Consider the following 10,830-nt stretch of genomic DNA (forward strand, 5'->3'; position numbering starts at 1 on the left):
ACAGACAGAAAAATCTGGCATGATCTTTCCCTCATTTCCTTACAATGGAAGCTGAGGTCACGCCATAAGCGAATCCGCCCTTCCAAAAAACGAAACCCTGATAAATCATGAAGATAGCCTGGGATAACCTTGGTAATCCCATCGTATATCCATGAAATTAAATGACTTACCGGAGGCATGGGGTCAAAAAGAAAATGCCGCTGCAAGGCGAACGGAGAAGTACCGCGGAAGGACCGGCTCGCAGCCCGTCCCGCCGCCCTGTACCCTGTAACTGTCCGTCACGCCATCGGAAATGTCCGACTTCGCCCAGACCGTCAAGCAGCAGGCCGACATCGTCAAAATCATCGGCGAATACGTCCGTCTGAAGAAGGCCGGAGCCCAGAACTACAGCGGCCTCTGCCCCTTTCACGGCGAAAAGACCGCGTCTTTCTCCGTCCACGCCACCCGTCAGTTCTTCCACTGCTTCGGCTGCGGCCAGTCCGGAGACGTCTTCACCTTCATTCAGAAGATCGAGAACGTCAGCTTTCCCGAGTCCGTCCGCATCATCGCGCAGAAGTGCGGCATCCCGCTTCCGAAGCGCGACTTCTCCTCACCCGAAGAGGCCGCCGAGCACCGCCAGCGCGGCAAGCTCATCGAGCTGCATGAGGTCGCAACCCAGTGGTTCGAGGAGCAGCTCCGCTCGCCCGAAGGCGCGACCGCCCGCGAATATCTGACCGGGCGGGGGCTGAATGACCAGGGAATCGCCCGCTTCCGCATCGGCTACGCGTCCGACTCCTTCCACGCCCTGCGTGAGCGCCTGCAATCCCTCGCCGACATGGACACCCTCCGCGCCTCCGGCCTCTTCTCCTTCAAAGAGCAGGAAGGCGGCAAGCCCGGCCCGCTCTACGCCCGCTTCCGCAGGCGCGTTACCTTTCCCATCGCCGCCGAATCCGGAAAGGTCATCGCCTTCACCGCCCGCGCTCTTGAATCCGGCGACAAGGCCGGCCCCAAGTATCTCAACTCGCCCGAAACCCCGCTGTACACCAAGGGCCACGTCCTCTTCAATCTCGACAAGGCCCGCCAGCCTATCCGCGACAACAACTTCGCAGTCCTCGTCGAAGGCCAGATGGACTGCATCTCCGCTTACCTCGCCGGAATCACCAACATCCTCGCCACCAGCGGTACCGCCTTCACTGAGGCGCAGGTCCGCCTCCTCAGCCGATACACCACCCGCGTCATCGTCAACTTCGATCCCGACACCGCAGGAGCGAATGCCGCCGAAAAGTCCATCGCCCTGCTCACTGAAGAAGGCTTTGAGGTCAAAATCGTCACTCTCGAAGGCGGCCTTGATCCCGACCGCTACATCCGCGAGCGCGGCGTCAAAGACTACATCGCCGCCCTGCGCAGCGCCCGCCGCCATCAGGACTACCTCATCGAGCGGGCCCGCCATCTTCATCCGCCGCGCACGCCCGATGCGAAGATCGCCGCGCTCAACTACCTGCTCCCGCACATCCGCCGCCTGCCCAGCCGCATCGCCCGCGACGAGTTTGCCTCCGACGCCGCGCAGTCCCTCGGCATCGACTCAGCTCTGGTCCGCGAAGAGCTCCGGCAGGCGGCCAGTAAGCGCCGTGACTCGCTCGGCTCAGCCGGCAGCTATCCGCTTACCCGCGCCGAGCAGATTCTGCTCCAGGCCTTCGCCGCGCCTCACGTCAGCGAGACGCACCGCGCCGCCGAAGCCGGATACCGTCAGCACGAATCCGACTTCGCCAGAATGCGCAGCGATGTGCATGAGATCCTGGGTCTGCTTCGCGCCCGCCCGGCCGGCTCCGATCCGCTCGAAGCCGTGACCACCCCTGGGCAGCGCCAGATCCTCGCCAGCCTCTTCGTCTCCGTTCACGACACCGAGCCGTCCCCGGCAGAGGTCGAATCCGCCGTCCATAACCTTCGCTGCGCTTCGCTCCAGCAGGAGCAGCGCTCTCTTCGCGCCGCCCTCGATGCCGCCGAAAAGTCAGGCAACGCGGAAGAAGTCCTGCGCCTCACCGCGGCAAAACTCGCCGTCGATCGCCGTCTCCGCGAGCTGGACTGAGTGAAGACACGTCAGCTCTGCGTGTGGCTGAGGAGGTAATCGCGCAGCTGGCTGTTGACCTGTGCGGCCTGGCGCACACCCTGATCGAGCATGCCTCTCCACTGTTTCGCGCTCTCGTCCATCTCGACCGTTCCGAGCAGAAAGCTGGTCTGCAGGACGATTTCGAGCGCATTGCCCAGGTCATGAATCAGGCGGCGGATCTCCTCTGCATGCACCTGCGGAATCGATTTCGTTTCAGAGCTGTCAGCCATCAGATACGTTGCCTCGCGAGAGCCTTTCGGACTGAAAGGGCAGGGAAATGGAGTGGGAGCATCAACGATTCAGATGCAAAGCAGTGGAACTGCGATCTGGTTTGACACGCCGCGAGCTCTTTGTAACACTGTGAATGACTGCCGTCCAGACGACCCGTGCTGGAGACTACTGTGCCGAAGTGGCGGAATTGGCAGACGCGCATGGTTCAGGTCCATGTACTCGCAAGGGTGTGGGGGTTCGAGTCCCTTCTTCGGCACCATTGAATCCTGTATTTCGCCGGCATTGACGGTTCGAAATCCGCATCGGATATCCTTCAGCCTGATCTTTCAGTGGTTTAAAGTGATCCGACACCGCGGAGGGATGTGTGAGTGGTTGAAACAGGCGGTCTTGAAAACCGCTTTACCCGAAAGGGTAACGGGGGTTCGAATCCCTCTCCCTCCGCCACAGACCAGGTCCGGAACAGCATCGTCTCACCCTCGATGATCCAGCCTCTGTAAACAGATGCTGCTGCTTGTAGGAACGGGCAGTGCCATGTAAGGTTTCTCATCAGAGGTCCCCCAACATTCCTGCTGTCGTGACCAGCTTCAGAGGAGCGCGTCCACCATGGCCGAAAAACAGGACAGCCGGCCAGCACGCCCTGTTCTTGCCCTGCGTATCGGGATTACGGGTGCCCGGAAACTTCGTGCCGATCAGCTGAACCGCATTAAGCACCAGCTCAGTCACGTACTTGCTCTCGCCAAAGAACAGATGGAGCATCTCGCCGTCAAAAAGGCCGTGACCGAGTCCTACGCACCCTCTAAGGAGGGGAAACTGGCCCCGGAGCTGCACATGTTCTCTCCCCTCGCCCGCGGAGCAGACCGGCTCGCAGCGCAGGCTGCTCTTGATCTGCATTACGACCTTTCCGTGCCTATGCCCTTTGCGCAGGCGGAATACGAGAAGGACTTTACCGGCTCCGACAAAGATCATCCGGAAGAAGTTCCTCTCGCCGCGCATCAGGATCTCGAAGAGTTTCGCCATCTGCTCGCGCAGTCGTCTGCTCAGATGACGATCGACAGCAGGCGCAACGCTGAGCCCTCCGGAGAGGACGTTTCAGCGTATGCGTATGAAGCGGTTGGCCGTTTTGTTGTCAGACATTGCGACCTTCTGATCGCAGTCTGGGACGGCTCACACGGTAATGGCCGGGGAGGTACGGCCGACATCGTCCACTATGCCGCAGTCTCCGGCGTCCCCATCTGGTGGATTCATGCTGAGCGCGAGGCGGATCCCATCTGGCTGTCCGATATTCAGGATCTGCGCGACCCATTGCCTGTCAGTGAGTCCCCTGAACAGAAACTGCATACACATTTGGCGCGGCTGATTCCAGCTCCCCCCCGGGTACGCCGGCACCATAACAACTGGATCGGGCGTCTCGCATCTGTTCATCGCGAGAAGAATGTCTCGCCAGCCTCCGTTTACTTCTCCGAAGAGCCGAAACCGAGTAATCCGATCTGGAAGACATATTCGAAGCTCATGGCGTGGGCATCCGGCTGCAAACCCCGGTATCCTCAGGTCCACGAACCGGTCGAGCCGATCGCCCGGTATTGGTTTCGCCACTATCAGACTGCAGACAGCCGGGCCAGCCAGTATGCGGCGCGATATCGATCAAGTTACGTCTGGGTGATTTCTCTCACCACCCTGTCCGTCATCATCGGAGCACTCGCGTTGAGTTTGCTCCGGGTAAAAGAGGAGTGGTCGCGTGTCCTGGCGGTATGCGAATTGGCCACACTGATCTTCATCGTGCTCGTTGTCTGGGCATCGCTTCGATATGAATGGCATGAGCGATCCATAGAGTATCGGCTGCTGGCGGAGTTATTCCGCAAACAGGAGACTCTGGCATCGCTCGGCTGGTCGTTGTCCATCGGGCACGTGCAGCACCTGGCAGACACGCAGCGGCTTTCCTGGGTCTCCTGGCTGTTTGCGGCCATGCAGCGTTCGGCGCCATTACCTCAGGCCTCCAAGATGGACAATGAGACGGCGCGCGCCATGCTGCAGCATCTGATCGACGAGCAGATCACTTATCATCGCGATCGGGAAAAGATGTCCCTCAATGCGGCGGAGAGGTTTGAAGGGTTAGGCGGCCTGGCCTTCGGAATTGTGCTCCTGTGTGTCATTCTGAAGGTCGGCAGCGAAGCCATCAATGGGCTTCCCTATATGGTTCTGGCCCTCGCCGTCATGGCCATCATATTGCCGGGAATCTCCGCGGCCTGTCTGGCCATCCGCAGTTATGCGGAACTCCAGTTGCTGGCCGAACAATCGCGCTACATGATCTCTGAGCTGGAGCACTCCCGAATCAGGGTCGCCCGTCTGAATATCAGCCGCCCGCTCGTCTCTCAGGATCTGGGTGCGGAAGCAGCCATCGTTGGAACAACCATGCTGCAGGATCTGGAAGGCTGGGGAAGACTGTTCCGGGGCAAACTGATGGAAGCCTGATAGCCTGCCCGGCCCCAAAGCCTCCCTGCGGAAGCTGCCCTTTTCAGAACAGGTGGCTTCGAAGGTCTGATGCTGCCCCCAAATGCAAAGCCGGTGGAAGTGTTCCTCCACCGGCTTTGGGAAGGTGCGGCTCGGTTATTAGTTGTGGTTTGGGAAGATGCCGACACGAAGCGAGAACATGAAGCTGCGCCCCGCTGTCAGGCTAAGTTGATCCAGTGGTGAGGCGGCCGTCGTGGCAATGTAGGCTGAGCCATTCACCTTAGCCGGGCCATTGCTTGATGCCACGTCCAGAATGCTCTCATCGTTGAACAAATTGTTTACGCTGAAGCTGATTTTCGACTGATTGAAGATCGAGTGATTGTGAAGGGTATAGTTCAGGAACAGATTCACGTTGTTAAACGGTGCGTCATATACCTGGTTGTGATAACTTCCGTTATCGTTGTAGTGATCGCCGACGCGTTTTTCGATCACTCCCAGATCCAGCCCGTGATCCTCATACGTGACGGCGAGTGACTGCGTATAGGTGGGAGCGTCAGCCACATACAGACCTGAGGGCACGTCCGTGCCGGTATACGTTGCCTTCCCTGCCGTGCCGTTCGCATAAACGTTGAAGCCATATCCCAGAAACGCATTGGCCTCTGCCTCAAACCCTTCGGTGATCGAGTCCGGCCCGAGGTAGTACTCGTTCAGGTCGTAAGCTGGATTATTCGGATTGGCGACCGCATTGGAAACGTAATTGTTCTGAAACTTGACGCGGAAATAGTCTGCGTCAAGCGTCATACGGTTCAGCTTCACTACCGTCCCGCCCTGGTAGGTCGTTGTTTCCGTTGGTTTGGGGAGCGTGCCCACTTCCTGGCCGCCACCCGCAACATCGAAGGTGCTGCTCGGCGGAATCTCCGATCCTTTGCCGAACTGCCCATAAGCCGACCAGTTATTCGTCAGTTTATAGTTAGCTTCTGCGGATGGCAGATTGCTGCCAAAACCGCCGGAGGAGTTAACCGATGCTCTGCCCTGCAGACTTCCCACGATCTTGCCGTCGTCTGCATACTGTGTCAGGTTCATGTTGTAGTAGGCATACTTATCGCCGGCAGTAATCGTGAGCTTCTTCGTGGCGTGCCACTCATATTCCGCGTAGGGGTTATAGGAGTTCGTATAGAAGTGCTCGTGGAAATTCGGCAATGCCTGATCGATGTGCGTGATCGGATCAGACGGAAATTGATAGCGGTTTGTCGTGGCCCACTCGTACCACATCCCTGTGCGGAAGACGCCATACTTTGAAACCTGGCTGATCGTCGATGTCTCGCCGTATTTGCGGTAGCTGTTCAGCTTGTCCACCGCGCACGGAAGCGCCATGTATGTCTTCTTCTTCACCTGGTTATTGCAGCCAGTATTACTGCCCGCCGGTCCTTCGAATATCCAGTTAGTGGAGCTGTTCGGACCGTTCGCCAGTCCCGTCGAATCATTGGGATTGTCGTTAGCGTAATACTGCGCGTTGTAATAGCTGTAGGTGTACGGCTTCACATCCAGCAGCCAGCCGTGGCCCAGGTCGGAATTCACACCGACATACTCGAAATCCGTAGGCAGGTTATACGTGTTGTACTTCTGGTAGAACGCGCTGGTTGAGTCGTTGTTCTGCAGCAGATAATTCCAGCCGTATGCTGCAACCTGGGCGCGGAGCGGGGGATTGTTCGGTGTATTCGTGCTCAGCCGGATGACGCCGCTGTAGCCGGTGATCGTGGTGCGATCAGAAAGCTTGTAAAGCACCTTGATATCGCCCGCATTGCGGGTCTGATCATTCAGGGTCTCAAATCCATCCGAAGTCATCCGGTGCACATCGAGCGTAAGCCCGATCCTTTTGCTCGGACCGAAGAAGCCCGAATTGTACTGCCCATCGATTAAAAGCGTATTGAATGATCCATACGAGACAGAAGGCTGAACTGATTGTTCACCAGGTACGTCCTTCGAAAGAAGATTGATGGAACCGCCAAAGGTGCTGGGGCCGATGGTCGAAGCGGTTCCAGGGCTGCGATCGAAATCCACACCGCCGGTCCAGAGTCCCGGAAAGAAAGCCCAGGAATGATGGGTCGGCGTATTTGTATCGTCAAACGGAATGCCGTCCCACGTGATGTCGTAATCGCCATCCGGGAACCCGCGAAAGTAAGTCGTTCCCTGTCCAAGACCGATGCCATTGGAGTTGTAGCTGAATGTGCCGGGCGCGATCTGAATGATCTCGGAGTAATCGGAAGTCGGCGGAGTAAATTCCTGGATGAACCGGCTGCTGATCTCCGATTTCGGTGCTTCCGTATCAAGCGAGCCCTGCGAAAGTGCATGCTGCGCAGCGATAGAATTCACTGCCTGAGCTTCCACTTCCACATTCTGTGACAGCAATCCGACCTTGAGCTGTACAGAAAGACTCTGCAGCTGGCCGGCAGCGACCGCGACGTTTGTTTTCGTTGTGGTCGCGAAACCTGTGGAGCTGATCGTTACGTCGTAGCTTCCGGCAGCCAGGCCGGCCGCCACAAAATGGCCCTGATTATCCGTGGTGAATTGCTGTACCTGTTCTGTGGATTCGTTTTTGACAGCAACCGAGGCTTTTTGTATGGCATTCCCGTAAAGATCCGTTACGGTGCCGGTGATGGATGCCCCCGCAGATTCCTGAGCAAATGATGTATTCGACAAGGCTCCACTGGCCAGCACGGTGGTGCCTAAAATCAACGCAGCAAGGCTGCGCCTTAAAAGCGTCTTCACTCTTCCTCCAAATGGTTCTTCAAAGTACGGCAACTTTCGCAAACCTAACGTCGCAGCGTGAATATTCCGTTACATGAAGGAAGCGGGAACTATGTGAAAGACGCCCTGGGGCACTGTCACATCCGACCGTGAATCGTACCGGGCCGATCTTGCCGGCAGAATTCGTATGATTTGAAGAATTTGCGTCACTGTCAGGAGAGATTCGCGGGCCGAATCACTCTGCCCCTGACGTATCTGCGCTATCCGAAGTATTGCCGCATCTTCTGAGTGGACTTCAGATTTTCTTAAGATACGCTTCAGGATTTTTGCGGTCGGAATGTCAGGTTTTCAGCGAAATACCGCTATAGCGAAATATATCGGCTGCAAACTTGCCGCTATGCGGTGCATGTGACACCCTGAGTCCCGTATGAGATTTCTCAGAAATCCTCGCCACATCCGGCTTCGCTTTACCGTTCTTCTGGTTGCCGCCGCGCTTCTCTGTTCCGTGACAGTATTGCATGCGCAGGATCGGGAGAGCCGGCTTGCAAACACAACTATTTTGATCGTTCGTCACGCCGAAAAGCCCGCCTCGGGGCCCAGCCTCACGCCGGAGGGCTTTGCTCGTGCGAAGAAATATGCGCAGTATTTCAACCCGTTTCGGGCAGACGGAGCGGCGATTCAGATCGATGCTCTCTACGCCGGAGCCGATTCCTCAAACAGTGTGCGCCCTCGGCTTACGCTCGAGCCACTCAGCCGCGCGATCGGCATTCCGCTGAACACGCAATTCCCCACAAATGAACCCGCTGCATTGGTTCATGCGCTCTCAACGGAACCTCATGGTGATCACGTCCTGATTGCCTGGCGGCACGGTAAAATTCCTGCGTTGCTCAAAGCATTCGGAGCAGACCCTTCCGCCTTGCTCCCCGGTAGCGTCTGGCCTGACTCTGTCTTCGACTGGGTGATCCTTCTTCGCTACGATTCGGCCGGACATCTGCAGGTGCAAAAGGTCATCCACGAGCCAAATCCGTTGCCCTGACAGTGCAACCGTGCCGGGCCCTGCCGTCTGCTGAAATTACATCGCATACTCGAGAGGCCGCGTCTGCCGCTCTTCTGATATCAATGGAAACCGAATGCTGAATACAGAGCCTTCCAGTGGTGCGCTCTCTACTGTGAGCTCGGCTCGATGCACATCGGCAATCCAGCGTGCAATAGAGAGGCCCAGGCCGCATCCGGCCTGCGCCTTTCTTTCGCGAAGATCAGCCTGGTAGAAGCGATCGAATATCTGTTCACGAACATCGCGTGACATGCCGATGCCTGTATCGCGCACGATAACGACCACATCGTGAACGCTGGCAAGTACCTCCGCGTGGATCTCGCCATGCTCCGGTGTGTATTTGATGGCATTATCGAGCAGAATGCCCAGCAGCCGCTGCATCAGCTGTCTGTCTCCCTCAATCAAAACGGGCTCATCTGGAAGATGCCAGTCCAGCAGGATGCCGCTCGATTCTGCCAGATCTTCCACGCGTCGGCATCCGCTTACCACCAGGTCGCAGAGGTCAATGCGTTGAAAGGAGACTTCCTGCATGAAGTTGCCGCTCCTGGCCAGTGACAGCAACGCATCGAGCAGGGTCGAAGCCGTACGGCACTCCGTCACAATGCGGTCCAGATCATTGCGGTACTCCCGCTCCGTGCGGTGTCTGTGCAAAGAAAGCTGCGCCGTTGCCAGCATCACCGTAATAGAAGTGCGGAGATCGTGAGAAACATCTGCGGAAAACTGGCTCAACCGTGAAACTGCGGCCTCCAGTCTGCCCAGCAGCTGGTTCCACGCCTCAGCCAGTTGCTGCACTTCATCCCTGGCTGCGGGTACAGGCAGACGAGCGGAAAGATTCCCGATACCAATCTCTACTGCCGCTCTGGTCATACGATCCACGGGCTCCATGGCCCGGTGACTCAGAAAGTAGCCGCTGAGTGACGAGAGAATGAGTATGACCGGCAGAAGAAACAACAGCGCATTGCGATAGGTTCGCAGTATGTTGAATTCCACATCCAGCGAGCTGCCCACGTACAGGTTCGCAGGGATGCCATCGAGCGCAACCGCATGGCACATCGCCAGCGCAGGGCCATCCACAAGCTGAAGCATCTGAAAGATTCGCTTTTCGCAATCAACCGGAGCCGATACGATCCAGTCTGCACTCTTCGGGTCAGAGGGAAACAGTAAACTACCGTCCAGTCTGCGCAGCAAAAACAGGTTTCCTTCGTGGGTAACCAGTGCGTAGTTGCTTAACTGCTCATTCAGCGAAGCCTGAAGGTGCTGCTCCTCATTGTCCTGGAGCAGTCGTATCAGCCGTTCTTCGCGCCCCAGCAGATGTGTCTTTTTCTCCTGCAGCAAGGCGTATTCCAGCACGCCATAAGAGATGACGCTGAAGAGGAGTGCCCCTGCGAAGGTCACCAGCAGATACCACAGTGTGAGTTTGACCCGGATCGGCAGCGCGCGCATTTCAATCGACCACAAAGGTATATCCGATGCCGTGAATCGTGCGAATCAGGGGTCGATTCTCTGATTTCTCCTCCAGCTTGTTTCTCAGGCTGTGGATATAAACATCAAGCGTGTTTTCTCTTGTTTCGGTGGCGCTGCCCCATCCGGCCTCGATCAGTTCTTCCCGCGATGTCACAAGACCACCCCGTCGCATCAGCACTTCCAGCAGCTCCATCTGTTTACGGGTAAGCGGAATCTGTTTCCCGTTTCGAATGGCAAGGCGCCGGCTACGATCGAGTGTCACGCCGCCAGCCTGAAGTACAGCGGGCACAGTCGGCTGTACACGCCGCACGATGGCTCCCACGCGTGCCAGCAGAATCTCCAGCAGAAAGGGTTTGACCAGGTAATCGTCCGCGCCCAGATCGAATGCCTCAAGCACCTTCGGTACGGCATCAATCGCTGTGAGCACCAGTATTGGGGTACGGCAACGCTGTGAGCGTACTTTTTCCAGAACGGCAAAGCCATCCATGCCAGGAAGAAGGATGTCCAGTAGGGCGGCGTCATATTCGCCCTCCAGCATCATCGCTGCGCCCTCAGTCCCGTTATGCGAAACGGAGACACAGTGACCATCTTCTCTCAAGCCACGCTCCACCAGTTCGGCAATACGCCTGTCATCTTCGATGAGTAATACATTCATGATGAATGACGTGCAGACTATCGTTGTCAGGTTTCGGGAAGATGAAAATTCCATGACTGGGATCGGCGAAGTGGCCGCTCCACCATCCGCAGGCCTCAGAATCAGGGGGAAATAAGCAACAACTCCTGCCTGCGCAGCCGCTTG

Annotated in this window: 7 protein-coding genes and 2 tRNA genes; 5 read left to right on the forward strand and 4 right to left on the reverse strand. The window is 57.2% G+C overall.

Features of this window, described 5'->3' with window-relative positions; translation table 11 throughout:
• Positions 1 to 292 precede the first annotated feature (292 nt).
• Positions 293 to 2,065 (forward strand): DNA primase, encoded by a 1,773-nt coding sequence (dnaG, locus tag D0Y96_RS14705; protein ID WP_117301344.1) that lies wholly within the window; start codon positions 293 to 295, stop codon positions 2,063 to 2,065.
• An 11-nt stretch (positions 2,066 to 2,076) separates the two neighbouring features.
• Here dnaG and D0Y96_RS14710 read toward each other — a convergent pair whose 3' ends face one another.
• Positions 2,077 to 2,316: a hypothetical protein gene (locus tag D0Y96_RS14710; RefSeq protein WP_117301346.1), complete on the reverse strand. Its 240-nt coding sequence runs from the start codon at positions 2,314 to 2,316 to the stop codon at positions 2,077 to 2,079.
• A gap of 173 nt (positions 2,317 to 2,489) precedes the next feature.
• On the opposite strand from D0Y96_RS14710, the gene D0Y96_RS14715 reads away from it, so the two are divergent.
• From D0Y96_RS14715 to D0Y96_RS14725, 3 genes are all read left to right on the forward strand, one after another.
• Positions 2,490 to 2,576 (forward strand) — tRNA-Leu (locus D0Y96_RS14715).
• Positions 2,577 to 2,671: 95 nt separating this feature from the next.
• A tRNA-Ser gene (locus D0Y96_RS14720) sits at positions 2,672 to 2,761 on the forward strand.
• 159 nt (positions 2,762 to 2,920) lie between these two features.
• Positions 2,921 to 4,786 (forward strand): lysozyme family protein, encoded by a 1,866-nt coding sequence (locus D0Y96_RS14725; protein ID WP_147325077.1) that lies wholly within the window; start codon positions 2,921 to 2,923, stop codon positions 4,784 to 4,786.
• Positions 4,787 to 4,924: 138 nt separating this feature from the next.
• On the opposite strand, the gene D0Y96_RS14730 is transcribed toward D0Y96_RS14725, so the two are convergent.
• Positions 4,925 to 7,534 carry a TonB-dependent receptor gene (locus D0Y96_RS14730; RefSeq protein WP_158562403.1) on the reverse strand — a complete coding sequence of 870 codons (2,610 nt, stop codon included), beginning with the start codon at positions 7,532 to 7,534 and terminating at the stop codon, positions 4,925 to 4,927.
• A gap of 493 nt (positions 7,535 to 8,027) precedes the next feature.
• Between D0Y96_RS14730 and D0Y96_RS14735 the strand changes: the two genes are divergently transcribed.
• Positions 8,028 to 8,549: a histidine phosphatase family protein gene (locus D0Y96_RS14735; protein ID WP_199480337.1), complete on the forward strand. Its 522-nt coding sequence runs from the start codon at positions 8,028 to 8,030 to the stop codon at positions 8,547 to 8,549.
• A 36-nt stretch (positions 8,550 to 8,585) separates the two neighbouring features.
• Here the strand turns inward: D0Y96_RS14735 and D0Y96_RS14740 are convergent, their stop codons facing one another.
• Positions 8,586 to 10,025, reverse strand: coding sequence for an ATP-binding protein (locus D0Y96_RS14740; RefSeq protein WP_252263811.1), 1,440 nt, complete (start codon positions 10,023 to 10,025; stop codon positions 8,586 to 8,588).
• A complete protein-coding gene (locus D0Y96_RS14745; RefSeq protein WP_252263812.1) occupies positions 10,012 to 10,740 on the reverse strand; it encodes a response regulator transcription factor in 729 nt (242 codons plus the stop codon). The genes D0Y96_RS14740 and D0Y96_RS14745 overlap by 14 nt, the downstream gene beginning before the upstream one ends.
• Positions 10,741 to 10,830 lie beyond the last annotated feature (90 nt).

Source organism: Paracidobacterium acidisoli (assembly GCF_003428625.2).
Lineage (GTDB): Bacteria > Acidobacteriota > Terriglobia > Terriglobales > Acidobacteriaceae > Paracidobacterium > Paracidobacterium acidisoli.

Excerpts from the sequence above, each read along its gene's own strand:
- D0Y96_RS14710 (WP_117301346.1), bottom strand. The coding sequence starts at position 2,316 with ATGGCTGACAGCTCTGAAACGAAATCGATTCCGCAGGTGCATGCAGAG.
- D0Y96_RS14745 (WP_252263812.1), bottom strand. The coding sequence starts at position 10,740 with ATGGAATTTTCATCTTCCCGAAACCTGACAACGATAGTCTGCACGTCA.
- dnaG (WP_117301344.1), top strand. The coding sequence starts at position 293 with ATGTCCGACTTCGCCCAGACCGTCAAGCAGCAGGCCGACATCGTCAAA.
- D0Y96_RS14725 (WP_147325077.1), top strand. The coding sequence starts at position 2,921 with ATGGCCGAAAAACAGGACAGCCGGCCAGCACGCCCTGTTCTTGCCCTG.